Genomic DNA, 26,393 nt, shown 5'->3' with positions numbered 1-26,393 from the left:
ATGCGGATCGTGATCACCCAGAACACCACCCTAGACGGGCGCATCGAGATGCTCGATCCGTGGTTCGACCCCGCGGACCAGGACGAGGAGCTGGCCGCGGAACTGATGCGGCAGACCGAACAGGAGGACGTGCTGCTGCTCGGGCGGCAGACCTTCGAGGACTTCCGCGGCTACTGGCCGCAACAGACCGAGGACACCACCGGGGTGGCCGCGAGCCTGGACGCCGCCGACAAGCGCGTGGTCTCCTCCACCCTCACCGATCCGGGCTGGGCCAACACCACGATCATCTCCGGTGACCCGTTCGAGGCCGTGCGGGCGATGCGGGACGAGCCGGGGCGGGACGTGATCATCACCGGCAGCATCACCCTGTGCCACGCCCTGATCTCCGCCGGGCTGGTAGACCTGTACCGGATGTTCGTCTACCCGTACTGGCAGGGCCGGGGCCGGTCCTTCTTCCCAGACGGGCACCCCGGGACCGGCCTGCGCCGGGTGGAGGCCCGGGCCTTCTCCGGCGGGGTGACCTACGCGGCCTACGTTCCGCTCGCGGGCCTGGGATCCGAGCAGGACGACTGAGCTGGCTGAGACGACTGAAGGATTTGAGATGGGACAGCTGATCTACTCCGCCATCGGATCCCTGGACGGCTACATCGCCGACCCGGACGGCGACTTCTCCTGGGCCGAACCGGACGAGGAGGTCCACCAGTACGCCAACGACATGCTGCTGGGCGTGGACCTCCACCTCTACGGCCGGACCACCTATGACCTGATGACCGTGTGGGAGACGGACCCGGACTTCGCCGCGGCCTCGCGTGTCTACGCCGAGTTCGCCCAGCGGTGGATGGACGCGGACAAGGTCGTCTACTCCACCACGCTCGGCGAGGTGTCCACCCGCCGGACCCGGCTGGAGCGGGAGTTCGATCCGGAGGCCGTGCGCGAACTGAAGGAGTCCACCGGCGGCGGGATCATGATCGGCGGACCCACCCTGGCCGCCCACGCCCTGCGGGCTGGCCTCGTGGACGTGGTGGACCAGGTCCTGCTTCCCATCGTCATCGGCGGCGGGCTCGCCGTCTTTCCCGACGGCGTCCGGTTGGGTCTCGAACTGGAGGCCGAGCGCCGCTTCGCCTGCGGGGCGGTGGCGGTGCGGCACCGGGTGACGGGCGCGACCCCTCCGAACTGAGTCGCAAGAATGGCCCCTGATGCGCTGGAAGCGGGGGCAATTCCTGCGACTCGGATGTGGGGTTCAGAGCAGGTTGACGAGCAACACGAAGGTCAGTGTGCCCAGGCCGATGCTCAGCAGGGTCCGGCGACCGCAGAGCAGGTGCACCGCGATGGTGACCGCGGCCGCGAGGGCGGCGTGGGCCGCCGTCGTCCAGTGGATGCCGGCGTCACCGGTGAAGGTGCCGGTCCAGGTGGAGGCCGCCAGGATGCCGAGGATCCCCACCGGCATCCACAGCCCGAGGGCGAGCACCAGCCTCGACTCGCGCAGGGGCTTGAGGACGGCGAAGGGCACGGCCCGCAGTGCCACGGTGATGGCGCCGGCGATCACGAGGGCGGCCACCACGTACCAGGAGTCTGACACTGGATCAGGCATCGGTGACCTCCTGCCCGTCCTGTCCTGCCTGCCGGGAGAGCGCGTATCGCACGGCCAGGGCCACCACGAACAGCATCATCGCCACGAACAGCGACTGCTCCGGCAGGAGGATATGCGCGGCCGCGAAGCACCCCAGCGCCATAACCAGGGACGGCACCTGCTTCCGCGTCCGGCAGGCATCCAGGGTCAGGGTGATGAACAGGGCCACGAGGGCGAACTCGAGCCCCTCGACCGTGCCGGGCAGGGCGGAGGCGAACAGCACCCCGGCCAGGCCGCCGAAGACCCAGTAGCACTGGAAGGCGAGTTGGGTGGCCAGTAGCCTGGGTGACGTCCAGCCCCGCGGATTGGCCGCGGTGATGGCGTAGGACTCGTCCGTCAGGGCATAGACGGAATAGGCCCGCGCCAGCGGATTTCGCACCACGTGCAGCGGGAAGGTGAAGGCGTAGAAGACGTGCCGGAAGTTCACCAGCAGGGTGGTCAGGGCGATCGTCGCCAACGGTGTGGCCGCGGCGATCAGCCCCACCAGCAGCAGCTCCACCGAACCGGCGTAGACCGCGATGGACAGGGCCGGGGCCATCCACCACGGCAGCCCGTACTGGATCACCAGGATGCCGAAGGCCACGCCCAGCGGGAACATGCCCAGACCCGCGGGCAGGGACAGCCGGATGCCGAAGGCGATCTCGGCGCGGCGGCCGCGCGGTTCCTCGATCGCCTGACTGGTCATGGATCCATGATCCCCTGAATGGGACCATTCGATGGCGCGTGACATGGGGCCGTCCAAGGGAGGGGCATCCAGCGAGGCCCCGGAAGGGGACGTGCCGGGGCCGGCCTGGCGTCAAGGGGTCTGCTGCATCAACTGGACGGCGCGGACACGGCCGCGCAGATGCGCACGCACGCAAGGGGCTGACCTGCGCTGTTGCCGGAGAGTCAGACCCAGGAAGCCTCCTACCAGGGGTGGAGATATCTCAACGTTCAGTCGTACCCCGCTCCGACGCGTCGAGGGCTTCAAGCCTCGTAATCTCCAGGCATGATGAGAAAACATGCCCTGGCCGTGGGCGCGACCACCTTTGCCGCAGCACTCTTCCTGAGTGGATGTGGCACCGATGGAGGGTCCTTAGGCTCGTTCGACCAGGAGTTCGACCTCGATGGCGTGTACAACGACTCCGCCTCCAAGCAGGCGGTGTCCTCCGAAGAGGGCGTGGAAAGCGGGTTACTGGCTGCGTGGGTCCCGGCGGGTGGTACCAATGTCCAACTGCAGCAACGCAGCACCGGGCAGGAACGCCTTTTCACCATGGACTATGAGGGAGACCTGCCCGAGACCTGCACCGCCATCCACGTTCCAGGTGAGCCATCGGCGCTGGAACTGGAGTCGGCGTACGCCTCCGACGAGCGCACCAAGGACATGGATCCTGCCGAGATAGTGGAGTTCCGCACCTTGGAAGCCGACTGGTGGCCAGAAGGAGCCGAGGAGATGACCACCGATCTGTGCGGGCGGTGGTGGGTGCACCAGGAGGACGGGAAGCTGTACGCCTTTGCACCCGACACTGAGGGGGTCGCCAACAAGGTCATGGAGGAGCGCGCTCAGTAAAGGTGCCGACGGTCTTCGTCAGATGACCTTGAGCGGTGTGGGGCGCACCCTATGGTGCAGCAGGCTCTGGTGCGATGGTTTCAGCCTCGCTGGGTCAGACGCGCGCCGATGCTCTGCCCCGTCCCATGCCGATGGTCGCAAAGACGATCACCAAGGGACCGATAATCCATAAGGTCCAATCGGTGACGGGCGTGTTGGCCCCGGCAGGCACCCACGGGGGCAAGAAGACCATCCACGGGGAGACAAAGGTCAGCAGCCCAGGATGATCTGGACCCACTGCGAGAGGGCGGAGGAGCCGGTGGTGAGCCCCCACAAGCCGACCAGGATGATCAGGGCGCCCAGGATGGTGAACCAGGACTGCCGGTCAATGGCAATCCAGAGAGGTGACAGGGCCAGATAGAGGCCCAGGCCGATATTGATCCAGTTCGGCCACGTGGCCCGCGGTCGCGCTGGACCGGGGCCAGCGTTCACATTGCTTGAGGTGGTCCTGCGGAGACTCCGTTCGTGTGCGGATGTGGTCACTGGGGCGATGTGTTAACAGGGCCCTGCTGTACTGGCCTCGAGAGTTTCGGAACCGGCTAAGACCCGGCTGGATACGGATTCCCGCGCAGCAGCCGCGCCAGGTGCGTGGCGTTGCGCGCGGCACCGGCCGTCGTGGAGGCCACGTTCCCGGGGACCTGATCCAGGTCCTGGTAGTCCACGGTCTGCATCGCCTCCCCGACCCAGTAGGTCCCGGCCTGGGCGGGAACAGAGAACCCGATGTCGCTGAGGGCCTGGGTCATGTCCGCGATGGTCTTGTGGGCACCGTCCTCGTTGCCGACCACGGCCACGATCGCGGTCTTGTCGTACATGATCGGCCGGCCCTGGTCGTCGGTCTCGGACAGGTCCGCGTCGAGCCGTTCGATCACGCGCTGGGCGATGCTGCACGGGTGGCCCATCCAGATGGGCGTGGCCAGCACGAGGATGTCCGCGTCCAGGATCTGCTGGCGCATTGCCGGCCACTCGTCGCCGTCGCCCATGTCCACCTGCACGCCCGGCTTCACGTCGTGGTCCACCACGCGGATCGAGGAGGTGGCCACGCCCTGCTGCTCCAGCTCACCCAGCACGTGCCGGGCCATCAACTCGCTGCTGGAGGGTTTCGGGGAGGGGGTCAGGGTGCAGACGAGGGCCACGGCCTTCAGGTCGGCGGACGGTACGGACGGGTTCTGCTGTGTCGATTCGGTCATCATCCCAGCATGGGACCGTCCGGGTGCACCTGGCTAGGGCGCAGTGGCAGGCATCGCCACCCTGCCGTATCGTGGAATCCATGAGGTCTTGAGTCCCGTTCGTCCCGCGCCGAGGCAGCCGCAGCGCATCGCCCGGCGGGAACTCCGCCTGACTCCCAGGACTCCCTCATGACCCGATTCCCTTCCTCGCCCTCGTCCGCCCTGCCGGCCAGGCCTTCCGGCCTCGGCCGTGCCGCCCACCTCAGCGTGGACGGCGTCTCCAAGTCCTTTCCGGACCAGCGGGTGCTGACGGACGTCTCCTTCACGGTCTCCTCCGGCGAACGCGCCTGCCTGATCGGGGAGAACGGCACCGGCAAGTCCACGCTGCTGCGCATCATCGCCGGGCTGGACGAGGACCACGGCGGCACCATCGCCGCCCCCGGCTCCGTCGGCCTGTTCCACCAGCAGCCGCCCTTCCCGCTCGATCACACCGTGGACCAGGTCCTGGGCGAGGCCACGGCCCCGGTCCGCGCGGTCGCGGAGGAGGTGGCCCGGCTCGCGGAGGCGCTGACGGACACCGGAACCCCGGGCCCGACGCCGGCCCCCACCCCGGGTGCCCCCCGCACCTCTGAACACCTCACCACCCCTGAGTACCTCCCCACCTCAGCGGGCCTCGCCACCGCCGACGATTTCGCCACCGCCTACGACCGCGCCCTGGCCGAGGCAATCCGCACCGAGGCCTGGGACGTGGACCGGCAGGTCGACCGGATCGTGGCCGGGCTCGACCTGGATCGGCTTCCCCGGGACCGCCCGGCCGCACAGCTCTCCGGCGGGCAGCTCTCCCGGCTGTCCCTGGCCTGGCTGCTGCTGCGCCGCCCGGACACCCTGCTGCTGGACGAACCCACCAATCACCTCGACGCCCGCGGCACGGCACTGCTCGTAGACCTGCTCGCCGGCTGGTCCGGACCGGTGCTTCTCGCCAGCCACGACCGCGCCTTCCTGGACGAGACGGTCACCACACTGCTGGACCTCGACCCCGCCCCGCGCCCCCACGCGGAGGTGCAGGAGGCCGCGGACGGACCTCAAGCTGAGGGCCCAGGCACCGGCTTCGGCGTCACCCGCTTCGGCGGCCGCTACTCGGAGTACCTGCTGCACCGGATCGAGGAACGCGAACGCTGGGAACGCCGCTATCGGGACGAACAGGCCGGACTCAAGCGGCTGCGCCAGCAGGTCGCGGACCACCACACCGTCGGCAACGCGGACAGGCCGCCGCGGACGGAGGGCAAGATGGCCCAGAAGTTCTACTCGGACCGCAACGCCAAGGTCGTCTCCCGCCGCGTCAACGACGCCACCACCGCGCTATCACGCCTGGAGCGGCAGCAGGTCCGCCGTCCCCCGGCGGTCCTCCGGTTCACTGGCCTCGACGCGGCGGCCCCGCCCCCGGGCGGGGAATCGGGCGGCCACCGCGGCGCCGCACCCGCCCGGGAAGGCGGGCGGCCGGCGTCGGGCCCGGTCCTGGTGGCCACCGGCGTGGCGGTGACGGACCGGCTCGCCCCCGTCTCGCTGGGGCTCGGGCCGCGCTCGAGGCTGCTCATCACCGGGCCCAACGGAGCCGGGAAATCCACCCTGCTGCGGGTCCTGGCGGCAGACCTGACGCCCGACGCCGGCTCGGTCACCACCTCCGGCCGCCTCACCGTGGGGCTGCTGGGCCAGGACGCGGACCCCCTGCCGTCGGCCGCGGCGGGCGGAACGGGCGGGGAGGACCTGTCCGTGGCGGAGGCCTACCGGACGGTCCTCGGCCACGACCGGGCCGAACGCGTGCCCCTGCGGAGATTCGGGCTGCTCGCCGGGCGGGATGAGCACCGGCGGGTGCGGGAACTCTCCGTGGGCCAGCGCCGGCGGCTGGACCTCGCCGTGCTGCTCGCCGACCTGCCGGACCTGCTGCTGCTGGACGAGCCCACCAACCACTTCTCCCTGCTGCTGGCCACGCAGCTGGAGGTCTCCATCCCGGACTACCCGGGCGCCGTGGTGGTCGCCAGCCACGACCGCTGGCTCAGTGCAGGCTGGGCGGGCGAGCGGCTGGAGCTCACTCCGCCCGCCGGCACCTGAGTCGCACGGATTGGCCTCGATCTTGGGCAATCCGGGCCAATCCGTGCGACTCAGGTGGAGGGGGACAGGCCCACGCGCTCGCGCTCCGCGGTGACCGCGCGCGTCAGGGACACCAGCCGGGCCAGGACCTTGGCGAGGGAGGCATCGTGGTGATCGGTCAAGGCCAACTCGCCGCCCGGGAAGTCCACCCGCCGGACCAGGTTCACCGAGGCGCCGACCACGTGCATGTTGTAGGCGGCCACCGTCACCCGCCAGGCCTCGTTGGCGCGCACCCCGCCGAGGCCGCCGTAGGCCACGATCGCCAGGGTCTTGTCCCTCCACTGCCGGCTGAGCAGGTCGTAGGCGTTCTTGAAGGCGCCGGGGATGTTGCGGTTGTACTCGGGGGTGACGAAGACGAAGCCATCACATTGATCAACGGCGTCCCGCCAGCGGTGCACCTCGGCCGGGCCGTCCGAGTCCTGAGCCCAGTTCTCATCCGTCATGACCGGCAGCTCGAAGGTCTTGAGGTCCAGGACCTCCCACTCCACGTCTGCCGCGTCCTGCTGCACGCGGGCGCGCTCGGCGACCCACTCTCCGATGGACTCCCCGAGGCGTCCCTCGCGAACCGAGCCGATGACGATGCCGATCTTCATGTGGTGCCCTCCTGTGTTGCGCCGGTGTCCTCCCCAGCGTAGGCGGGCCGCGCCATACTGGTCGGGACGGCGGTCACACGCCGTCGGACTCGTCGGGAGAGGAACCACCGTGAAGATCGCCCAGGCCCATCTGCTCGTGAACGACCAGGACGCCGCCAAGGCGTTCTACACCGAGGTGCTCGGCCTCGAGGTGGAGACGGACTACGCCGCCGGGGACTTCCGCTGGCTGTCCCTGCGCGCTCCGGGGCCCGACGGCGGCGCCTCCCTGGTGCTCGGCCGTGCCGAGGGTGCCGGGCTGGCCTACCAGCAGGAGGTCCTCGCGGCCGACATGCCGGCGTTCTCGATCACCCTGACCGGCGGGGCCGCGGAGTTCGAGCGGATCCGGGCCCGCGGCGCGATGGTCGTCATGGAACCGACGAGGCAGCAGTACGGCGGCACCGACGCCCTGATCGATGACACGGTGGGCAACATCATCTGCCTGCACCAGGACTGACCGCCGTGCGGACCCTCTCCCGGTGGGTGTTCGCGCTGGCCGCGCTGCTGTCCTTCACGGGCAACGCGCTCTCGTTCCACATCGGGTCCTGGAAGGACTCCGACCTGCCGGCCGATGCCGGCTTCTCCGGCGGCTTCACGGCCGGCTGGGAGCACATGCTCAACCAGCCGACGTACTTCACGTTCGTCGCGAACTTCCTGGTGGGGCTGACCTCCCTGCTGCTCGCCCTCCGCCCGGAGCGGACCTCCGACCTGTTCCACGCCCTGCGGATCGCGGCGGTGGTGTGCATCGTCATCACCGGCGTGGTGTTCAACGTGCTGCTGCGGGACGCCCCGCCGGCCACCGCCGTGGAGTCCGTCAATGACACGATCCAGCACGTCATCACCCCGATCCTCACGCCGGTGGTGTGGCTGGTGTTCGACCCGCGCGGAGGCGTCACGTGGCGGCGGATCGGGCTGGCCACGATCATCCCCCTGGGCTGGCTGGCCTTCACCATGGCGCGCGGACCGCTGCTGGACTGGTACCCGTACTCCATCATGGACGTGCCCCGGATGGGCTACGGCGGGGTGGCCGTGTACCTCGGGGCGATCCTGGCGTTCTTCTTCGTGCTGGCCGCGCTGATGTGGGTCATCGAGCGGCTGCTCCTGCGGTGGCACGGCCGGCTGCAGGACCGACTGCCGGTCCGAATCGACAGCATCCCCGGGCGTGACTAGTCTCAAGTGAGTCTCCGGCGGCTCCCGCCCGGGACGTGGCCGGACCGCCCCAGGCGCCGGGGGACGGAGAGCAAGCCCATGAGGATCGCGGTCCTGGCCCACCTGCACCACCCGATCCGTTCGCCCTACGCGGGCGGCCTGGAGATGCACACGGACCTGATGGTCCGGCGCATGGTCCGGATCGGCCACGACGTCACGGTCTTCGCCAAGGCCGGTAGCCTCACCTCCGGCACCCTGGTCCCCCTCCTGGACGAGGGGTTCGACACCACGGTCCGGGTACCCGGGGACATCCACCGGGTCCGGGCCACGCTGGCGGACGCGATGACGGAGGCCTGCCGCCAGGTGCGCGCGGGCGGCTTCGACGTGGTCCTCAACAACTCCCTGTCCCCGGTTCCGCTGACGGATCTGCGGAGCCTGCCGATGGTGACCGTCCTGCACACCCCGGCCACGCTCACGGAGGTCCTCGCCGTGCTCGATGACCCCGCCTGGGAACCGCCGGAGCACCACCGGTGGCTCTCCGTCTCCGCCGCCAACGCCCTGGCGTGGAACCACCGGCTGCCCAACATCTCGGTGGTCCCCAACGGGATCGACCCGTCCGTTTGGCGCAGCACGGTCCCTCCGGTGCCAGGCCGTGCCGTCTGGACCGGACGGATCACCGCGGAGAAGGGCCTGCACCTGGCGATCCCGGCCGCCCGGGCGGCCGGGATGGACCTGCATTTCGCCGGACCGGTCTCCGACCCCGACTACTTCCGCCAGCAGGTCGAGCCTTTGCTGGGACCGGATACCCTCTACCGCGGCCACCTCGGCCATCACGAGCTGCCGGACCTGCTGGCCTCCGGGGAGGTCTACCTCGCCACCCCCCTCTGGGCCGAGCCGTTCGGCCTGGCCACGGTGGAGGCGATGGCACTGGGCACCCCCGTGGCGGCCTTCCTCACCGGGGCGATGGGGGAGATCGTCGGCCCCCGGGCCGGCGATTTGGCCGTGCATCACTCCGTGCCCGCCCTCTCGGACTCCATCCGGGTGGCCCGGGGCCGCGACCGGGTGGGAGTGCAGACCTGGTCCCGGCGGTTCAGCGCCGACCGTATGGTGGCGTCCTACCTCAGCGTCCTGCGGAAGACGGCCGAGCGGGCGGGGACCCTGCCGCAGCCCGGCCCGGGCTGGACACCCCTCGGAGACCAGCTCACCGCCGAGGTCCGGGACACCATTGACGCCTCGGTCCCCGGTCCGGACGACGACGGCTCGCTCGTGCTGAAGACCGTCCAGACGGTCCGGTGAACCGGGCCCGGCCCCGTGTGCTCTACTACGCGCACGACCACGGCAGCGGGCACGTCCGCCATGCCTCCCGGGCCGCCGCCACCGGCGCCTTCGAGCTGACGGTGGCCACCGCCTCCGCGGGGGCAGACCGGGTGCTGCCGGCGGACGTGGGGCTGGAGCCCCTGCCCTCGGACGTGGTCCCGGAACACCGCCAGCGGGCCGATTCGCCCCTGCACTACACCCCCACCGGGCCGGTCATCCGCCGGCGGTTCGCCCGCTTGCTCGAGGTCGCCCAGCGGGTGCGTCCGGACGCGGTGGTGGTGGACGTCTCGGTGGAGACCGCCCTGTTCCTGCGCCTGGCCGGATATCCGGTCATCCACCGGCGGATGCACGGCGACCGCACGGATCCGGGGCACGAGCTGGTCTACGCCGAGGCAGACCACCTGATCGCCCACTACGGCGCCGAGCTGGAGGACCCTGAGTGGCAGGGCCGGTTCGGGGACAAGACGACGTTCCTCGGCGCCCCGGACACCGCCGGGAGACGGGGCGTGCGCGCCGGTCCCCGGTCCGGCCCCGCGGGCACCCTGGCCCTCCTCACCCCGGCCGCCGCGCCGCTGGAGCTCTCCGTGGTGACCGGTACCGGCGGGGGCGGGGTGCGCTGGACGGACCTGGTCCGGGCGGCCGGGCAGGTGCCCGGGGCCCGCTGGCACGTCTACGGTCCGGTCCGCGGGGCGCCCGGCGGCCCGCCGGGAGATGCCCCGGGAGCCGGCGGGCCGTTGCCACCGAACCTCATCCTGCACGGGTGGACCGACGACGTCCCGGCCCGCCTGCGGGAGGCCGACCTCGTGGTGATCTCCGCCGGGTACAGCGCGGTGGCGGACGCGGCGGCGTCGGGGCGGCCCGTCGTGCTGGCCCCCGAGGAGCGCCCCTTCGGCGAGCAGGAGCACTTCGCGGCCGCGGCCCACCGCGCCGCGGGGGTCCCCTGGTGCCGGTGGTCCGACGAGTCCGCGGACTGGGCGACGGCGGTCCGGACCGCGCTGCGGGACCCCGCCTCAGCCGACCGGCTCGCCGCGGCCGTCCTCGTGGACCCGGCGGAGTACCGCCGCCGCTGGGAGTCGGCCGTTCAGTACGCCGCGTCCGGCTGATGCGCGGTCCGGGTCTCCGGCTCGGTGGGGTGGCGCAGGATGGTGAGCAGCTCGCCGTCGGGATCCCAGTCCACCAGGCCGAGGTCGCGGAACCGCCCCAGCCAGCCCTCCATGGGCCAGGTGCCGTGGACGTGCCGGAACCGGCGGGCGTTGACCACGATGTCGGCGAAGTGCGGCAGCGGGGGCCGGTGGACCCCGTGGTGCTGGTGGAACACGGTGGCCGCGGAGAAGCGCAGGGACAGGCCGGCGTCCCGGGCCCGGAATGCGAAATCCGTGTCCTCCGCGCCGTAGCCGGTGAAGCCCGCATCGAAGCCACCGATCCGGTCCGCGTCGGCCGCGGCGAGGGCCAGTACGAGGGTCCAGACCAGGTGCCACTCCTCTGAGCGGCCCTCGCCGAGGTTGGCCCGCGCCGGGTGGAGGACGGAGAGCTCGCGCAACCGGCCGTCGTCGGGAACCTTCGGCTGCCCTTCCGCCCAGCCGGGGCCGAGGTAGCGCGGGGTGCCCATGACCACCGTGCCGGGATGCCGGCGGACGGTGTCCGCGAGGGACCCGACGGCCCCGGCCGCGGGGATGCAGTCGACGTCCAGGAACACCAGGACCTCGCCGCGGGCCAGCTGCACGGCATGGTTGCGGGCCGCGGCCAAGGGTAGGTGCCCGGGAGCCCGGACGTGCCCGGTCACCACGGTCAGGTCGGTGGCGGGGACGGTGCCGCCCGGCTGGTTCATGAACACCACGACGACCTCGTCCGGCCGCGGCTCGGCGCGTTCCAATCCGGTCAGGACCCGGGCCAGGTGGGTGTCCCGGCCTCCCGTAATGACCAGCACCGAGGTGCCGCGGGCCGGGGCCGTCACCGGAGCGTCATCCGGCCGTCACCAGGCGGCGCGACCGGACCGCCGCCAGGGCCTGGACGTAGAGGCGTTCGTGCGCCTCGGCGAGCGCCTGACGCTGGACCCGCCGGGCCTGAGGATCGGCCGGCCGAATACTCTTCCGGCGGTCCAGCAGGGCGAGGATCGCGTCCGCCACTGCCTCGTCGCGGCCAGGGGTGAACGTCTCGATCGCGGGCGAGGTCGCCTGGTCGGCGAAGCATCCGAGGTCCGGCACGGCCACCGGGACCCCCAGGTCCCGGCACATCTCCAACCACCCGGAGTGCGTACCGAAGGCGTAGGGCAGCACCGTCACGTCCAGGGAGCGCAGGTCCGCGTAGAGTTCGGCGTCCTGCAGGCGGCTGTGCTCCCAGAGCTCGAAACCTCGCTCCTGGCAGGCGGTCCGAAGCCGGCCCAGGGCCTGCGGGTCCTGCGGGTCCTCCTGGACGTCCACCCGCACCCTGGCACGCAGGCCCCTGTCCCGGAGTCGGCGGACGGCGAGGGCGGCCCCGGGTAGCACCGAGAACGGGTCCACGTTGGCACGCAGGTTCTTGGCATGGACGCCGATGACCAGTTCCCCGTCCGGGGCGAGCGCCTCGGCGGCGCCTGGACCCGGGGCTTCCGGAGCGACCTGGCTCCGGATCTGGTCCAGGGGCACGATGTGTGGGTGCGGTACCACGGTGGCCTCCCGCCCCCAGCGGTGCAGGATCTCGGCGGCGGCTCGGTGCGTCAGGGTGAGGACCACCTCGGCGGCCGAGACGAGCACGCCGAGTTGCAGCAGATGTTGCCGGGAATCCCGGAAGTGCGGGTTGTGGAGGTCGTGCACCGTCAGCACCAGCGCCGAACCGGATTCGCGCAGCACGTCGACAGCGTGCTGGAGCTGCGCCAGGGAGAACGACTCGAAACCGAAGTGCACGTGGAGGACGTCCGGCCGGTGGGTCCGCAACCAGCCGGCGTCCACGGCACGGGGCGGCCACCACTGGTCGGCCGGCGCCCCGGGGACGGGGGGATCGGGTAGGGCCTGGAAGTTCGGTGGCCGGTCCGGGGCCAGTACATGGCGGCAGTAGGGGTGGTCCGCAGGGACCATCTGCACTGAGAACTGTCCGGTGGGGGTCACCCAACTCCTTCCGTGGGCCCGTTCGGCCCGAGTGACCAGCATACTGTGGGGGGGACGACGGCGGCGCTCCGGTGGGTGCCACCGGCGCCAACCTCGCCCGCCTGTGCCGCCGGCGGCGGGCGGATCCGCCGTGAAAAGGAGCAGTGATGACCATGCACCCCGCAGTCGATGGCCGGACCGGACACTACGCCGAGTTCTACGGCGTGCGGGAGCTGCCCGGTCCGGAGGTCCTTGTGGTGCTGGGCAACTGCCAGTCTGAGGCGCTGCGCCTGCTGATCTCCTCCGGCCCCGAGGACCCCGCCATCCCGCCCACCGTCAGGATCCCTCCGGTGTTCGAGCTGACCGCAGCGGACCTGCCGCGCCTTCAGCGTGTGCTCCAGCGGACCCGAGTGCTCGTGGCACAGCCGATCCGGGCCGACTATCGAGGACTCCCCCTGGGCGCCGAGCAACTCGCGTCCCAGCTTCCCTCCGCGTCCAGCGTGGTACGGATTCCCGTGCTCTATGACAGTGGCCTGTTCCCCTGGATGGTCACCCTCCGGCACCCGTCCCGGCCCGAGGAGGACCCACCCGTGGTCCCGTACCACGACCTGCGCACCCTGGCCGAGGCGGCCACCGAGCTCAGCGGCGGCCCCCGTGCCGCAGCCCGACCGCCGGCGGTCCGCCTGCCCCTGGCCCCGGAGAGGATCCGCCACCTCGCGGAGCAGTCCCTCAGCCGACTGCTGGCTCGTGAAAAGGCGCACGGGACCGTGGCGCTCGCCGAGCGGCTCCGGCACGTGACCGTTCCGGCCTTCCATACCGTCAACCACCCGGCCAACGAGGTGCTGGCGCTGCTGGCGTCCGCGGTCCGCTCGCAGCTGGGGGCTGATCCGGCCGTCGTGCTTCCGCGGCGGACCCTGCTGGGTGAGGTGCTGGCACCGCTGGAACCTCAGGTCCTGACGGCGCTCGGCCTCGAGGGACCGTCCCGCGCGGGATGGACGGTCGGCGGGGAGCCCGTGACCGAGGCAGCGGTCCGGGCAGCCCAGCTGGAGTGGTACCGGGCGAATCCGGTGGTCGTGGAGGCCGGGATCGACCGTCATCGGCAGCTCATGGCGGACCTGGGGTTGGGCGGATGAGTGCCCCGCTCTCCGGCGACCTGCCCACCTATCTCGTGGTGGGCCCGGCGCGGCACGGGGTGGTTCGGCACGCACGGTCCATGGCCGCCGCGTTGCACCGGCTGGGCCTCCGGGTTCCCGTGATCAACCTGCCCGACGTCCCGGCGCTACGGGCCTGGGCCGTCGGGAGGGCCGCCTCTGTTGGCACTGGGCGGGCACCCTCTCCTGGGCCGGCCCTCTCCGCCGGGCCGGTCCACGTGGACGTCACCGATGCGCTGTTCGGGGCCACCCCGGACGAAGCCGTTCGGGTGCTCACGGAATCCCTTCCGGACCGGACCACCCTCACCCTGCACGACGTGCCGCAGCCGGCGGAGGGGGTCGTCCGGTTCGCCCGGCGCGCCCGCGCCTACGCCGAGTTGACGCGGTGGGCTGCCGGCACCGTGGTCTCCAGCCGGCACGAGTTCGCGCTGCTCGAGGAACTGCTGCCGGGCGGGCTGGCGGGGGCACCGCACGGTCCCACGGCGGTGGTCCCCCTGCCGGTCGAGGACCGGCGCGCCTGCGCGTCGCCCGGACCGGTGGACGCAGTCGTGGCCGGGCAGCACCCAGCAGGTGGCCCGGCCGGCGGGCCGAGCGGAGTCCCGTGCGGGGGGCTGGCCGCGGACGTGGTGCTCCTCGGCTTCCTCTACCCGGGGAAAGGCCACGCCGAGGCGCTGGATGCCCTGGCCCTGTTGCGGGACCGCGGTGTCCCGGGCCCCCGGAGGGTGACCGCCCTCGGCGCCGTGGCGTCCGGTCACGAACCACTCGTGGACGAGCTCCACCGCCGCGCCCGTACCGCCGGGTTGGACTTCCGGGTCTCCGGGTTCGTCCCGGACGGCGCCCTGGACTCCGTTCTGCGGTCCGCCGGCATCCCGTTCGCCGCGCACCACAACGTCTCGGCCTCGGGGTCGCTGGCGGCATGGATGTCCGTGGGCCGGCGGGCCCTGGTCCCCTCCTCGCGGTACGTTCGGGAGATGGAACGCCTGCGGCCCGGCACGCTCACACTGGTGGAACCGGCCAGCGGGGAGGGATCCCCCGTGGCCGCGTTGGCCGCGGGGATCGCCGCCGCCACCGCGGATCCGGGCCTCACCCGGATCCGACCGACGGCCTCCCTGGGGCCGGGACCGGAGGACGCCGCGCAGCTCCTCGCCGCGTTCTGGCGGCAGGCGCACGGATGAACCCCCGAGTTGGCGAGTCCGAGCGCTGGACCCCGGTCCCGGGCAACCACTGGGACCTCCTCCCCGCCCCCACGGCGCCGCATCCGGACGTGCCGGAGGTGTCCGTCGTCGTGCCCTACTACCGTGACCAGGCCGGCCTGGATCTGCTACTAGCCGCCCTGACGAGGCAGGAGATGCCGGGCGGCCGGTTGCAGGTGGTGATCGCCGATGACGGTTCGCCCGAGCCCCCACGCCTGCCGGCCCGGCCCCCGTTCGACCTGCAGGTCATCCGCCAGCCCGACCTCGGCTTCCGCGCCTCGGCTGCACGGGCCCTGGGCGCCTCCGTAGCCGAGGGACAGGTGCTCGCCTTCCTCGACGGGGACATGATCCCGGACCGGCACTACCTGCGCCACGCGGTGCACCGAGCAGCTCGCTCACCGGAGGCCGTGGTGGTGGGCCGGCGACGGCACCTGGACCCGGCACGGCTGGCCGCGCGGTGGCAGCCGGGGGACCCGGTGCCTGAGGAGGCTGTGCTGGACGAGCCGGCGTGGCTGGAACGGGCCTACGCCAGCACCGGGAACCTGCTCGAGGCGGATTCCACCGCCTACCGCTTCATGATCTCCGCCGTGCTGACCGTCCACCGGCACATCCATGACGATGCCGGCGGTTTCGACCCCGACTTCGTGGGTTACGGCGGGGAGGACTGGGAGTTCGCGCATCGGTTGTGGCGCGCCGGGGCCCTGCTGGCACATGAGCCGCGCGCCGAGGCCTGGCACCGCGGGCCGGACTTTGCCGGACGCGAGGACCTGCAGGCCGGCCGGACCGTGAAGAACCGCGAGTCGCTGGTGCTGGCCCGCAAGGTCTCGGCACCCACCGCGCGGGGCTGGTCATGGGGATCGCGGACCCGGCCACGGGTCGAGGTGGTCCTGGAGTGCTCAGCTGACGGCGACGTCTCACTGCCGGGAATGGTCCTGTGCGCCGATGCGATGGTGCAGTCCTTCCCCGCCGCTCGGCTGCTCCTTCCCGGGCCCGTGCCGGCCGACGCCGAGGTGCTGCTGGAGGACCCGCGCGTCTGTGTGCGGGCTGCCCCTGCCGGAGCCTCGCCCAACCCGGACCCGGTCTCCACCCCGGACCCGGGGGACGCTGCAGATCTGGCGGCCGTCCCGGATTGGACGATCACGGTGCTGGCGCCCATCCGCCCGGCGCGCGGGGCCGGTCCCCCCGACCCGGCGGCCGCCGCCGAGTGGCTGCTGGAAGCCGAGCGCGCCGGTCATGACCGGATCGAGGTCAGCGGGCCGGCCGGGCTCGCCGTCACGGCAGTGAGCTCTCGGGCACTGTGGCGTGCGCGGCGCTGGGGCCACCGGGACCCGAGCGGGGTGGTGGGCCTCGACCTGGCCGACTGCGGCTGGGAGCCGGCCGGAGAGGACACCGACCTCGAGGCCTGGTGGGGTGGTTGGGGCTGATCCGGAGGTGTCAGGCGTGGTGGCTCGTCGCCACCGGGGAACGGGGCTAACGTTCTCAGCCTGGCCGCACCGGAGGAGGGTGCATGACCGTGAACCGCGAGCCCGCCCCCGCCGTCACCCGGTGGAACCGTTTCGACACGAGCTGGACCATCAGCCTCTTCGGCACCGCCGTGGGCGCGGGCATCCTGTTCCTGCCGATGAACGCCGGCCTAGGCGGGCTATGGCCGCTGCTGGTGGCCACCCTGCTGATCGGGCCGATGACGTACTTCGCCCACCGCGGCCTGTCTCGCATGGTGGTGGCCTCTCCGAACCCGGACCAGGACATCACCGGGGTGGTGCGCGACTACTTCGGGGAGACGGCCGGCCGCGTGGTCACGGTGCTGTACTTCCTGGCGATCTACCCGATCGTGCTGATCTACGGGGTGGGCATTACCAACACGGTGGACTCCCTCATGGTGAACCAGCTCGGCCTGGACCCGTGGCCGCGCTGGCTGTTGGCCGGGATCCTCGTGCTGGCCCTCTCCGCCGTCATGCTGGCCGGGCAGCAGGCGATGCTGGTGGTGACCCAGTGGATCGTCTACCCGCTGATTGCGGTGCTGTTCGCGGTGACGCTGCTGCTGACCCCGTCCTGGTCCTTCGACGGCTTCGGGGCCGTCCCGGCCGCGGGTGACTTCGCCTGGTCCCTGTGGTTGATGATCCCGGTGCTGGTGTTCTCCTTCAACCATTCCCCGGCCATCTCCCAGTTCTCCGTGGCGCTGCGGACCCGCTACGGTGACGCCTCTGTGGCGAAGGCGTCCTCCGTCCTGCGGATGACCGCCGTCCTGCTGGTGGTCTTCACTATGGGCTTCGTGTGGTCCTGCGTGCTGGCGCTCGGCCCGGAGGGGCTGCAGGAGGCCAAGGACGCCAACCTGCCCGTGCTCTCGCACCTGGCCAACGTCATGGGCCTGCCGCTGATCGCCTGGCTGGGACCGGCCGTGGCCGTCACGGCGATCGCCTCCTCCTTCTTCGGCCACTGGATGGGAGCGGCCGAAGGGGCCGCCGGGATCGTACGGACCATGGTGGACCGCAGGGGCCGGTTCAGCGACCGCGGCGTGCGGATCGGCGTCAGCGTCTTCCTCATCGTCACCACGTGGCTGGCCGGGGTGCTGAACCCGAGCATCCTGTCCCTGATCGAGTCCCTGGCCGGCCCAGTGATCGCCGTGGTACTCTACCTCATGCCGATGTACGCGATCCACAAGGTGTCCGCCCTCGACCGGTTCCGGGGCACCGCGTCCAACGTGTTCGTGGTGCTCGCCGGCCTCGTGGCCGTGGGCGGGATACTGCTCAGCTTCTTCCGCTGAAAGGACCGGGCCCGGCGCCGAACGGAACCCGCGCTGGCAGGTTCCGGTCGCCGTCGGGCCCGGGTAGGGACTCCGCAGGGTGCCTCAGAGCTGGGCGAAGGCCGCGGCGACGGGCTCCTCGCCGTCCGTGAACTCGATCTGCTTCCCGATGGTGTTCGGGGTGGCCAGGGCCACCCGGATGGCCTCCGCGACATTGCCGCGGGAGGTGTCCCGGTTGGCGTCGTCCCCGCCGCCGGCTCCCACGGAGATGGTGCCGGTGGGCTCGTCCAAGGTCAGCATGCCCGGGCCGAGGATGGTCCAGTCCAGCCCGGAGTTGCGCAGGTGCTCGTCCGCGGCGCCCTTGGACTCGGCGTAGGGGAAGAACGAGTCGTCCTCCGGCACGCCGTGGTTCAGGCTGGCGCCCTGGTAGGACACCATGACGTAGCGCTTCACGCCGGCCTGCTCGGCCGCGTCCATGGTGCGGATGGCGGCGTCCCGGTCCACGGCGAAGGTCCGGTCCGGGTTGCCTCCGCCGGCCCCGGCCGACCAGATGATGGCGTCCTGGCCAGCGAAGGCCTGAGCGAACTCCTCCTGGCTGGCGTTCTCGAGGTCCAGCACGAGGGCCGTGGCCCCGGCGGCCTCGATCTCCGCGGTCTGGCCCGGGTCGCGGACGACCGAGGTGACGGTGTGGCCCTCCGCTGCCAGCCGGGGGGCGGTCAGCAGCCCCACCTTGCCGTGTCCGCCGATGATCAGGTAGTTCGCCATGATGCTGGTCCTTCCGTTCGGTGTGCTCTCGGTTCACTGGCCACTGTTCCACCAGGGCCGGGGGCACGCCAGCCGGTTCGGCCAGCGGCGGAACTCAGGAGGTCTCCGTCACGCCCTCGTAGAGGCCGATCTGGTTGCCGTCCGGATCCTCCACCACGGCCCACCAGCTGGTCTCGGTGATGGGCGACTTCCCCGCCAGGACCTTGCCCCCGAGCCTCTCGACGTCCGCCAGGGTCTTCTCGATCGAGTCCACCTCCACCGTGGACCGCGGCTGGGTGAAGCCCTCGCTGCGCGGGGCCAGGCCGCCGCCGCTGACCTCGTTGGGGGCCCGCCACATGGGGTAGTCCTCGAAGCCGGGGTAGGTCTCGATCCTCCAGCCGAACAGCGCTCCGTAGAACTCCGTGGCCCGCTGGGTGTCCGCCACCGGGATGTCGACGTGGGTGATGTCTCCGTGTGCCATGGCAGACATGGTCCTGCACGCGGGTGACCGGCGGAAGCCCTCCCGGGCGGTGCGCTCAGGATCTCCCGTGCCGTTCACGCCACTCGTCGGCGAGGATGCCCATCACGTGCGCGTCGACCCAGGTGCCGTCGATGAGCAGGGCGTCCCGCAGGGTGCCCTCGTGGACGAACCCGGCCCGCTCGTAGACGTGGCGGGCGCGGGGATTGAAGGCGTAGACCTCGAGGGACACCCGGTGCAGGCCCTGGTCCTCGAGCGCGTGCCGGAGGGTGAGCTCCACGGTCTCGGTGCCGAGGCCGCGGTCTCGTGCTCCGGAGATCCAGAGGCGGAAGCCGCAGGAGAGGTTGTCCTCGTCCAGCTCGTTGAGCACCGATTCGCCCACGATGCGCCCGGTGGCGATCTCCTCGATGACCCAGACGAGCCGGTCCTCCGCCACGGACCACCGGCCATAGATCCCGGCGAGCTGTTCCTCGGTCCAGGCCGGGCCGGCGTCGTGCCCCGGGGCCGTGGAGTGCACCGCGCCGGTCAGGCGGCCCACGTCGGGATCCGCCAGCAGGGGGTGCAACACCGCGGCGTGCTCGCGCCGGGCCGGCACCAGGCGGACCAGGGCGCCGGTGAGGGTGGCCTTGCGGCTGAAGTCGGGTCGGGGCGCGCTCATCGGCACCAGCATCTCACCGGATCAGCCGGTGCGTTCGGCGGTGCGGTGGGCGGTGTGGTGGGCCGCGCGGTTGGCGGCGGTGCGCGGCAGCACCACCGGGTGCCCCAGCAGCGGATCCGGCACGACGTCGGCATCCAGTCCGTAGATCTCCTCCAGGTGCGCGGGGGTCAGGACCTGTTCCGGCGTCCCCTCGGCCACCACCTGGCCGTCCGCCATGGCGACGATGTGGTCGGCCGATCGGGCCGCGAGGTTGAGCTCGTGCAGCACGGCCACCACGGTGGCCCGCGGCCGCTCGCCGGTGGGGTCTGGCAGGTTCCGCACCAGGTCCAGCAGCTCCACCTGGTGGGAGAGGTCCAGGTAGGAGGTCGGCTCGTCCAGCAGCACCACGGGGGTCTGCTGGGCCAGCACCAGGGCCAGCCACGCCCGCTGCCGCTGGCCGCCGGAGAGCTCGGCGACGTCCCGGCCCGCCAGCCCCACCAGGTCGGTCTGCTCCAGGGCGCGGGCGATCGCCTCGGTGTCCCGGGCCGTCCGCGCCCCGAACCAGCCGCGGTGCGGGTGGCGGCCGCGGTCCACGAGCTGCTCCACCGTCATGCCCTCCGGCACCACGGGGGACTGCGGGAGTAGGGCCACGGTGCGGGCGTAGCTGCGGGCGTGCCAGCCGGCCACGTCCCGGCCGAGCACCTCGAGGGAGCCGCTGGCCAGGGGCAGCTGCCGGGTCAACCCCTTGAGCAGGGTGGACTTGCCGCAGCCGTTGGCCCCGATGATCGCGGTGGTCCGGCCGGCCGGCACGTCCAGGTCCACGGGGGCCTGCGGCCCGACGACGGTGCGGGTGCCGTACGCCAGGCTCACCCCGCGCAGCCGCAGGGCGGTCTCGTGGCTCGTCTCGCGGTTCATCTCAGGCCTTTCGTCCGGTGCGGATCAACAGCCACAGCATCAACGGGGCCCCGGCGGCGCCGGTGAGCACGCCGGTGGGCAGTCGCGTGCCGCCGAAGGCCTCGGAGGCCACGAAGTCGGCCACCACCACGATCACCGCCCCGCACAGGGCCGCCACGGGCAGGGACGGCCGGCCGCCCGTCAGCCCGCGGGCCAGCGGCGTGGAGAGCAGGGCCACGAAGGCCAGCGGGCCCGTGGCCGCGGTGGCCGCCGCCGCCAGCAGGGCGCCCACGACCAGCGCCCCCAGTCCGGTGCGCCCCGGCCGGGACCCCACACCGTGGGCCAGCTCGCCGCCGAGGTCCGCGGGTGCCAGCCGGGCATGCAGGATGCCGCCGAGCGGCACCAGCACGAGCATCAGCACGGCCAGCAGGGTGATGCGCTCCCACGTCACCGCGTTCAGGGACCCGGCCGTCCACACCGCGGCCGCCTGCAGGTCGTGCTGGTTCAGGGCGAGCATGGTCCCGGAGAGGATGGCCTGGCACAGCGAGGCCACGGCGATCCCGGCCACGATGAACGTGGCCCCGCCCAGGGCGCCGGCCAGCCCGCCGCGACCGGCACCGCCGGAGGCCCGACCCGCCAGGGAGAACGCGAGGACGATGGCGATCGCCGCCACCCCGCCCACCAGCGCGGCCACGGCCATGCCCATGCCGCGCACCCCGCCGAGGGCCAGTACGGCGACGGCGGCGACGGCGGCCCCCTGGGTCACGCCGATGATGTCCGGGCTGGCCAGGGGGTTGCGCAGGGTCCGGCGGAACAGGGCCCCGGCGGCCCCGAAGGCCGCCCCGGCGAGGGCGCCGGCCACGGCGCGGGGCAGCTTCTCCTGCTGGACGATGAACGAGGCGCCGGGGATCCGCTCGCCGCCCAGGATGGCGAAGAAGTCGGGGATGGTGACGGTGTAGTTCCCCAGCAGCACGCGCACGCCCATGGCCAGCAGCAGGACCACGGCGAGCCCGATCGTGGCGGTGAGCAGCCGGCGTCGGGCCCCCGAGTGCAGGGACCGGACCGCCGCCACCGCGGCGGGCGAGGCCTCCGCGGGCGGCCGGGGGGCCGCGGGGGAGGCGGCGTGAAGGACCGGGGCGCTCATCGCGGCCTCACAGCGAGACACTCTTCCGGCGCAGCAGCACCAGCAGCACCGGTACGCCGATGACCACGGTGGTGACCCCCACGTGGATCTCCTGCGGGGCGATCACCAGCCGGCCGGCCAGGTCGGCCGCCACCACCAGGACGGCGCCCCACAGGGCGCAGCCCAGCACGAGCACGCGGGTGGAGGCCGGGCGGAAGCGGCGCAGGGCGTGGGGGACCAGGAGACCGACGAACACCACGGGTCCGGCCAGGGCGGTGGCGGCGGCGGTGAGCACCACGGTGGCCCCGAGCAGCAGCAGGCGCAGCCGCTCGGGGCGGGAGCCCAGGCCGTGGGCCAGCTCGTCGCCCAGGGCGAGGGCGTCCAGCCCGGGCGCGGCCACGAAGACCATGAGGATGCCGAGGGCGATCACGGGGGTCAGCCACGCGGCGTCCTCCAGCGAGGACCGCGCCACGGAGCCCACGGTCCAGAACCGGAAGCGTTCCAGCACGGCGGGGGAGAGGATCAGCAGGGCGCTCGTGACGGCGGTGCAGCCGGCCGTCACGGCCGCGCCAGCGAGCACCAGGGACAACGGCCCGGGGGCCGTGCCCGTGGCGCCGGAGCCGCCGCCGATCCGGGAGGCGGCCGCGGCCACCGTGTAGACCACCACGGCGGCCGCCAGCGTGCCGAGGATGGACAGGACCATGACCCCGGCCAGTCCGGCCGAGAGGCCCAGGCCCAGCCCGAGGGCCACCGCCAGGGAGGCCCCGGCGGTCAGGCCGAGTAGGCCCGCATCGCCCAGCGGGTTGCGGGTGGCCCCCTGCAGGGCCACCCCGGAGACGGCCAGGGCGGCGCCCACCAGGACGGCCGTGAGGGTGCGGGGGATCCGGGAGAGCACCGCGGCGGCGTCGATATCGGCCGACGCCGCGCCGCCGGAGCCGGAGAAGAACGCGCCGAGAGCCTCCAGTGCCGCCCCCGGGGCCACGCTGCGGGCCCCGAACGCCACCGCCGCCAGGCAGGCCAGCACCAGCACGACCGCCGGCAGGATCAGGAAGGCGACCGGCCGTCGTCGTGCCCCGGGCGCGGCAGCCCGCCCCTCCGGCGCGAGGGCCGGGGAGGCGGGCTGCGGTGCGCCCCGGGCGGGGCGGTGGAGGGTGGGACTCATCCGCGGGGAGCGATCAGCCCTCGGCCTGTTCGGCCTGCTCGGCCGCCTCGGCGAGGTCCGGAACCACGTTCTCCAGGGCCCACGGGATGGACAGCGGCGAGGCGGCAGAGGTGGAGAGGACCTCCTGCTCGTCGGTCTGCAGCACGAGGGTGCCGTCCTGGACGGCCGGGATCTTGGACAGCAGCGGGTCAGCGGTGATGGCCTCGCCCACGGACTCGTCCGCGGCGGAGGTCACGAAGATGTCCGAGTCCAGCTCGTCCGCGCGCTCGGGGGACCACGTGAGGTAGAAGGCGTCCTGCGCGTCCTCGTTCTCCGCGAGCACGGGCGCCAGCTCCATGCCGAGGGACGTGAGGAACTTCGGCCGGTTGTCCGCCGCCGTGAACAGGTAGATCTGGTCGGCGGCCGCCGGGTCCACGGTGCCGGTCAGGAAGGTGGTGCCCTCCAGGGCCGGGAACTCCTGGGCAGCCTGGGCCACCTGCCCTTCCACGTCCGAGATGACCTCCTCGGCCTTCTCCTCCTGGCCGAGGGCCTCGCCGATCAGCCGGGTGGAGTCCTGCCAGGCGGTGGTGAAGGCGGCCGTGTCCTCCGGGTAGGCGACCACGGGGGCGATCTCGGAGAGCTTGTCATACTCCTCCTGCGTGATGCCGGAGTAGGCAGCCAGGATGATGTCCGGCTCCGTGGCGGCCAGGGCCTCGAAGTTGATGCCGTCCGCCTCGGAGTACTGCTCTGGGGCCTCGCCGCCGGACTCCTCCAGGGCCGCGTCGAACCAGTCGGTGGACTGGTTCGCGTTGCCGCCGTATTCGGTGGCCGCCACGCCCACGGGCACCACGCCCAGGGCCAGTGCCACATCCTGGTTCACCCAGGACACGGTGGCCACGCGCTCAGGCTGTGCCGGGATCTCGGTCTCGCCGTAGACGTGCTCCACCGTGCGGGGGAACGTGGCATCCGAGCTGGCCGCCGCGGACGACCCGGACGACTCGGAATCGGACCCGCCGGCCGGGCCGGTCGAGCAGCCGGCCAGCAGGGCCGCGCTGAGCGCGAGGGAACCGAGGGATAGGGCCCGACGGCGGGCGGTCCCGCGGCTGCGGCGCTCGCCGGTGGTCGGGGAGAGGGCGGAAGAGGACACGTCGGTGCCTTTCGGTCATGGACAGTTCACTGGGCTCAGCAGGACTCATTGGGCAACGAGGGTGTTGCCTAATCCCCCGAGGTTAGCCTAGCCTAACAAACGTGCGGTCGCCGTGCGGGACGATGGCACAGTGCAGTTGGGTCAACGGTGGACGTGCCCAGCGAGCGCAGCGGATGTGCGATCCTCTCAGGGTTTCCGGTGCGGTCGCTGGGCACGCGTCGTGTCGTCGGGTGGGCAGTTCACCCGAGCGAACGAGACGAGAGATGAGGCCGGAGGTGGTCGCAGCGGTTCGTTCCGCGGTGGTGACCATTCCTGCGAGCCAAGCGGCGGCTTACGGTGAGATTGGGCTGGCCGCGGGCATCGGCCCTCGGCAGGCCGGCCGGGCCGTCTCTCTGCTCGATGGCGACGTGCCGTGGTGGCGGGTCGTTTATGCCGGTGGTGCACCAGCGACGTGTCATGGGGGAGGCGCTCGGGCGTTACTCGAAGCCGAGGGTGTTCCGTTCCGCAATGGCCGCGTCCTGAGGGCGCACCCCCGGTCCGCCATCGATTCCGGCGAAGCGTCGTAGGGACGGAGCTTGGAATCGCGTTCCGGCCGGACTTGTCTGGCAACCCATGGGTTACAAGACGTCTCACGGGTGGCTTCGTGAGTGCAGGAGGAAGGCGCGGATTTCCGGCCTGCGTGAGACTCGGGCGATTCTCGCAACTATGTATCGGAACCAAGCGGCTAGAATCTTGTACTCAACGTTGGTTGCGAGACACTGGGGGTGGTCATGGGCAAGCTCATCGGATATGCGCGGGTCTCCACCCGCCGGCAGGACGCCGACCGGCAGATCGAGGACCTTCTCGCGGCCGGGGTCCGTCGCGATGACCTCTACGTCGATCACGGGGTATCCGGGGCCCGGGCTTCCCGGCCCAAGTTCGACAAGGCGGTGACCGCTCTCGAGGACGGGGACACCTTGGTGATCACCACCCTGGACCGGTTGGGCCGGTCCACGCAGAACATGCTGGCCTTCGCCCAGACGCTCCGGGACAGGGGCGCCGGGCTGCGGGTGTTGAACCTGGGCGGGGGAGACGTCGACACGCAAACCCCGATGGGGTCGATGGTCTTCACGGTAATGGCCGCCCTGGCCCAGATGGAACTGGAGATCAAGAGCGAACGTATCACCGACTCCGTCGCCAAGCGCCGGGCCGCCGGCCAGGACCTCGGCGGACGCCGGCAGACCTTCACCGACTCCCAGATCCGCAGCGCCGCGCGACTGGTCGATTCCGGCCAGCCCGCCGCGCAGGTGGCCCGAGACATGGGTATGTCCCGGGCCACCCTCTACCGACGCATCCGCGACCTACCCGCTGCAACGTAGCTCTCTTGGCGTCGCCCGACGTTTGAAAGCGGCAAGACGGGTGCACGGAACCGTCCAGCCATGCGCCGTATGGCGCCCCGTCACCGGGACGGACCACCGGACCGGTCATACGGGACGCACAAATTCGCGTGCCGCCGTTTAGCCACGTCAGCTGCGGGTGTGTCCGGTGGGGGTTCGGCTTACGGGACAGTTGGAAAGGTCTCGTGGGGCCCACTGACATGGCTGAGATGATGGCGTGAGCCGCCGTTTAGATCCGAGAGAGCCCGGTCGCTCATCTGTAAGCGGTTTCATGCCTCCGTCTCGGTCATGGCACGTAAAGCAGCGACGTGTCCGACATATGACTTCCGACCATTCGCGGTCAGTGCAACCCTGACGTGGCTTCGACCTGCCTTGGAGAAGCGTTCAATTTCGAGATACCCGGCGTCCGATAGCTGCTTGAGATGCTTGCTCAGTACTGAATCCGCGACGTCAAGTGCATCACGTAATTGGGCGAACTCGGCCCATTGCAGTGGAGCGAGGCTGGCGCAGATGCGCAAACGGGTTGGGGCATGAATCAGCTCATTGAAAGTGCCTGGATTAGAGGTGGCGTTCATGGGCGTCCTTGAGCCGATCCCTAATCGCGAAAGCACGCATGCGAGAGATGCAGAACCAGCAGACGCCGAATACGAGGACCCACTTCGCACCTGCTTCGACCCATGATGACGCCTCCCAGAAGCGGATGAGCTGCAGGGTCAGAATGAGCAGGAGGAAGTACCCCACGTAGGACCTGGAGTGGTTCAGTATGGGACGTGCTTTGGGTCGCTTCCTCATGACGAGGAAGTACCACAGTGCTAGGGGAATCGACAGGGCTCCCACTCCGAGGACCACCGGCCAGGACACCATTCCGATGAGTGTCATGACGGTCGCAATCAGTGCCACCAAGGCGAGCATAAAACCGCGGGGCGCATCCGTGGAGTTCGCCATGGCGCTGGAAGCGTCGTCGACTTCAGCGAGTGCTTGGCGGGGATCACGGTCAGGCTTTGGGTCTTGGTCGGCCACAATGTCCTCACTTTCCGCTGCAGAAAGTCTAGTTTTTCCATGCTGGAAAGTCGAGGG

30 protein-coding genes are annotated in these 26,393 nt (G+C 71.5%); 14 read left to right on the top strand and 16 right to left on the bottom strand.

Features of this window, described 5'->3' with window-relative positions; all coding sequences use genetic code 11:
- Positions 1 to 573, top strand: coding sequence for a dihydrofolate reductase family protein (locus RE421_RS02655; protein ID WP_309813892.1), 573 nt, complete (start codon positions 1 to 3; stop codon positions 571 to 573).
- Positions 574 to 601: 28 nt separating this feature from the next.
- Positions 602 to 1,177, top strand: a complete 576-nt coding sequence (locus RE421_RS02650) for a dihydrofolate reductase family protein (protein WP_309813889.1) — start codon at positions 602 to 604, stop codon at positions 1,175 to 1,177.
- 63 nt (positions 1,178 to 1,240) lie between these two features.
- On the opposite strand, the gene RE421_RS02645 is transcribed toward RE421_RS02650, so the two are convergent.
- The gene (locus tag RE421_RS02645) at positions 1,241 to 1,591 is read right to left on the bottom strand and encodes an AzlD domain-containing protein (protein WP_309813886.1); all 351 of its coding nucleotides are present in this window, start codon (positions 1,589 to 1,591) and stop codon (positions 1,241 to 1,243) included.
- Positions 1,584 to 2,315 (bottom strand): AzlC family ABC transporter permease, encoded by a 732-nt coding sequence (locus RE421_RS02640; protein WP_309813883.1) that lies wholly within the window; start codon positions 2,313 to 2,315, stop codon positions 1,584 to 1,586. The genes RE421_RS02645 and RE421_RS02640 overlap by 8 nt, the downstream gene beginning before the upstream one ends.
- Positions 2,316 to 2,618: 303 nt before the next feature.
- Here RE421_RS02640 and RE421_RS02635 point away from each other — a divergent pair, with 303 nt between their 5' ends.
- On the top strand, positions 2,619 to 3,179 hold the full coding sequence (locus tag RE421_RS02635; RefSeq protein ID WP_309813880.1) for a hypothetical protein: 561 nt from the start codon (positions 2,619 to 2,621) through the stop codon (positions 3,177 to 3,179).
- A gap of 249 nt (positions 3,180 to 3,428) precedes the next feature.
- On the opposite strand, the gene RE421_RS02630 is transcribed toward RE421_RS02635, so the two are convergent.
- Both RE421_RS02630 and RE421_RS02625 read right to left on the bottom strand, forming a co-directional pair.
- Positions 3,429 to 3,650, bottom strand: a complete 222-nt coding sequence (locus RE421_RS02630) for a hypothetical protein (protein ID WP_309813876.1) — start codon at positions 3,648 to 3,650, stop codon at positions 3,429 to 3,431.
- Positions 3,651 to 3,757: 107 nt separating this feature from the next.
- Positions 3,758 to 4,405, bottom strand: coding sequence for an NAD(P)H-dependent oxidoreductase (locus RE421_RS02625; protein ID WP_309813873.1), 648 nt, complete (start codon positions 4,403 to 4,405; stop codon positions 3,758 to 3,760).
- A gap of 168 nt (positions 4,406 to 4,573) precedes the next feature.
- On the opposite strand from RE421_RS02625, the gene RE421_RS02620 reads away from it, so the two are divergent.
- Positions 4,574 to 6,493 (top strand): ATP-binding cassette domain-containing protein, encoded by a 1,920-nt coding sequence (locus tag RE421_RS02620; RefSeq protein ID WP_309813865.1) that lies wholly within the window; start codon positions 4,574 to 4,576, stop codon positions 6,491 to 6,493.
- A gap of 50 nt (positions 6,494 to 6,543) precedes the next feature.
- On the opposite strand, the gene RE421_RS02615 is transcribed toward RE421_RS02620, so the two are convergent.
- Positions 6,544 to 7,125 carry an NAD(P)H-dependent oxidoreductase gene (locus RE421_RS02615; RefSeq protein ID WP_309813863.1) on the bottom strand — a complete coding sequence of 194 codons (582 nt, stop codon included), beginning with the start codon at positions 7,123 to 7,125 and terminating at the stop codon, positions 6,544 to 6,546.
- 109 nt (positions 7,126 to 7,234) lie between these two features.
- Here RE421_RS02615 and RE421_RS02610 point away from each other — a divergent pair, with 109 nt between their 5' ends.
- The 4 genes from RE421_RS02610 to RE421_RS02595 all read left to right on the top strand — a co-directional run bounded on the left by RE421_RS02610 (position 7,235) and on the right by RE421_RS02595 (position 10,730).
- On the top strand, positions 7,235 to 7,618 hold the full coding sequence (locus RE421_RS02610; protein WP_309813857.1) for a VOC family protein: 384 nt from the start codon (positions 7,235 to 7,237) through the stop codon (positions 7,616 to 7,618).
- A gap of 5 nt (positions 7,619 to 7,623) precedes the next feature.
- Positions 7,624 to 8,331, top strand: coding sequence for a Pr6Pr family membrane protein (locus tag RE421_RS02605; protein ID WP_309813854.1), 708 nt, complete (start codon positions 7,624 to 7,626; stop codon positions 8,329 to 8,331).
- 78 nt (positions 8,332 to 8,409) lie between these two features.
- The gene (locus RE421_RS02600; RefSeq protein WP_309813851.1) at positions 8,410 to 9,606 is read left to right on the top strand and encodes a glycosyltransferase; all 1,197 of its coding nucleotides are present in this window, start codon (positions 8,410 to 8,412) and stop codon (positions 9,604 to 9,606) included.
- Positions 9,603 to 10,730: a glycosyltransferase gene (locus RE421_RS02595; RefSeq protein WP_309813849.1), complete on the top strand. Its 1,128-nt coding sequence runs from the start codon at positions 9,603 to 9,605 to the stop codon at positions 10,728 to 10,730. The genes RE421_RS02600 and RE421_RS02595 overlap by 4 nt, the downstream gene beginning before the upstream one ends.
- On the opposite strand, the gene RE421_RS02590 is transcribed toward RE421_RS02595, so the two are convergent.
- Both RE421_RS02590 and RE421_RS02585 read right to left on the bottom strand, forming a co-directional pair.
- Positions 10,709 to 11,581: a glycosyltransferase gene (locus RE421_RS02590; protein WP_309813846.1), complete on the bottom strand. Its 873-nt coding sequence runs from the start codon at positions 11,579 to 11,581 to the stop codon at positions 10,709 to 10,711. The two genes, RE421_RS02595 and RE421_RS02590, sit on opposite strands and share 22 nt — an antisense overlap.
- 7 nt (positions 11,582 to 11,588) lie before the next feature.
- Positions 11,589 to 12,710, bottom strand: coding sequence for a glycosyltransferase family 1 protein (locus RE421_RS02585; RefSeq protein WP_309813843.1), 1,122 nt, complete (start codon positions 12,708 to 12,710; stop codon positions 11,589 to 11,591).
- A 146-nt stretch (positions 12,711 to 12,856) separates the two neighbouring features.
- On the opposite strand from RE421_RS02585, the gene RE421_RS02580 reads away from it, so the two are divergent.
- The 4 genes from RE421_RS02580 (at position 12,857) to RE421_RS02565 (ending at position 17,797) form a co-directional block, all read left to right on the top strand.
- Entirely contained in the window at positions 12,857 to 13,822 is a 966-nt protein-coding gene (locus tag RE421_RS02580) for a WcbI family polysaccharide biosynthesis putative acetyltransferase (protein ID WP_309813840.1), read from the top strand.
- Positions 13,819 to 15,015, top strand: coding sequence for a hypothetical protein (locus RE421_RS02575; protein WP_309813837.1), 1,197 nt, complete (start codon positions 13,819 to 13,821; stop codon positions 15,013 to 15,015). The genes RE421_RS02580 and RE421_RS02575 overlap by 4 nt, the downstream gene beginning before the upstream one ends.
- On the top strand, positions 15,012 to 16,457 hold the full coding sequence (locus RE421_RS02570) for a glycosyltransferase (RefSeq protein ID WP_309813835.1): 1,446 nt from the start codon (positions 15,012 to 15,014) through the stop codon (positions 16,455 to 16,457). Before RE421_RS02575 ends, RE421_RS02570 begins: the two co-directional genes overlap by 4 nt.
- Positions 16,458 to 16,540: 83 nt before the next feature.
- Positions 16,541 to 17,797: an HAAAP family serine/threonine permease gene (locus RE421_RS02565; protein ID WP_309813832.1), complete on the top strand. Its 1,257-nt coding sequence runs from the start codon at positions 16,541 to 16,543 to the stop codon at positions 17,795 to 17,797.
- A gap of 84 nt (positions 17,798 to 17,881) precedes the next feature.
- Here RE421_RS02565 and RE421_RS02560 read toward each other — a convergent pair whose 3' ends face one another.
- From RE421_RS02560 to RE421_RS02530, 7 genes are all read right to left on the bottom strand, one after another.
- A complete protein-coding gene (locus tag RE421_RS02560; protein ID WP_309813828.1) occupies positions 17,882 to 18,541 on the bottom strand; it encodes an SDR family oxidoreductase in 660 nt (219 codons plus the stop codon).
- 94 nt (positions 18,542 to 18,635) lie between these two features.
- Positions 18,636 to 19,001, bottom strand: a complete 366-nt coding sequence (locus tag RE421_RS02555) for a VOC family protein (RefSeq protein WP_309813825.1) — start codon at positions 18,999 to 19,001, stop codon at positions 18,636 to 18,638.
- A gap of 55 nt (positions 19,002 to 19,056) precedes the next feature.
- Positions 19,057 to 19,656, bottom strand: a complete 600-nt coding sequence (locus RE421_RS02550) for a GNAT family protein (protein ID WP_309813822.1) — start codon at positions 19,654 to 19,656, stop codon at positions 19,057 to 19,059.
- Between the two features lie 21 nt (positions 19,657 to 19,677).
- Entirely contained in the window at positions 19,678 to 20,550 is an 873-nt protein-coding gene (locus tag RE421_RS02545) for an ABC transporter ATP-binding protein (RefSeq protein WP_309813819.1), read from the bottom strand.
- 1 nt (position 20,551) lies between these two features.
- The gene (locus RE421_RS02540; RefSeq protein WP_309813816.1) at positions 20,552 to 21,673 is read right to left on the bottom strand and encodes an iron chelate uptake ABC transporter family permease subunit; all 1,122 of its coding nucleotides are present in this window, start codon (positions 21,671 to 21,673) and stop codon (positions 20,552 to 20,554) included.
- Between the two features lie 7 nt (positions 21,674 to 21,680).
- Positions 21,681 to 22,814 carry an iron ABC transporter permease gene (locus tag RE421_RS02535; RefSeq protein ID WP_309813813.1) on the bottom strand — a complete coding sequence of 378 codons (1,134 nt, stop codon included), beginning with the start codon at positions 22,812 to 22,814 and terminating at the stop codon, positions 21,681 to 21,683.
- A 13-nt stretch (positions 22,815 to 22,827) separates the two neighbouring features.
- A complete protein-coding gene (locus RE421_RS02530; RefSeq protein ID WP_309813811.1) occupies positions 22,828 to 23,940 on the bottom strand; it encodes an iron-siderophore ABC transporter substrate-binding protein in 1,113 nt (370 codons plus the stop codon).
- Positions 23,941 to 24,062: 122 nt separating this feature from the next.
- On the opposite strand from RE421_RS02530, the gene RE421_RS02525 reads away from it, so the two are divergent.
- Positions 24,063 to 24,506, top strand: a complete 444-nt coding sequence (locus RE421_RS02525) for an MGMT family protein (RefSeq protein ID WP_309813808.1) — start codon at positions 24,063 to 24,065, stop codon at positions 24,504 to 24,506.
- A 204-nt stretch (positions 24,507 to 24,710) separates the two neighbouring features.
- Positions 24,711 to 25,298 carry a recombinase family protein gene (locus RE421_RS02520; RefSeq protein ID WP_309813805.1) on the top strand — a complete coding sequence of 196 codons (588 nt, stop codon included), beginning with the start codon at positions 24,711 to 24,713 and terminating at the stop codon, positions 25,296 to 25,298.
- A 287-nt stretch (positions 25,299 to 25,585) separates the two neighbouring features.
- Here the strand turns inward: RE421_RS02520 and RE421_RS02515 are convergent, their stop codons facing one another.
- Positions 25,586 to 25,891 carry a transcriptional regulator gene (locus RE421_RS02515; RefSeq protein ID WP_309813802.1) on the bottom strand — a complete coding sequence of 102 codons (306 nt, stop codon included), beginning with the start codon at positions 25,889 to 25,891 and terminating at the stop codon, positions 25,586 to 25,588.
- Positions 25,875 to 26,336, bottom strand: a complete 462-nt coding sequence (locus RE421_RS02510) for a hypothetical protein (protein ID WP_309813792.1) — start codon at positions 26,334 to 26,336, stop codon at positions 25,875 to 25,877. The genes RE421_RS02515 and RE421_RS02510 overlap by 17 nt, the downstream gene beginning before the upstream one ends.
- Between the last annotated feature and the right edge of the window lie 57 nt (positions 26,337 to 26,393).

Source organism: Citricoccus sp. I39-566, assembly GCF_031432995.1.
GTDB classification, from domain to species: domain Bacteria; phylum Actinomycetota; class Actinomycetes; order Actinomycetales; family Micrococcaceae; genus Citricoccus; species Citricoccus nitrophenolicus_A.
This window is presented reverse-complemented; position numbering and strand designations above follow the sequence as displayed.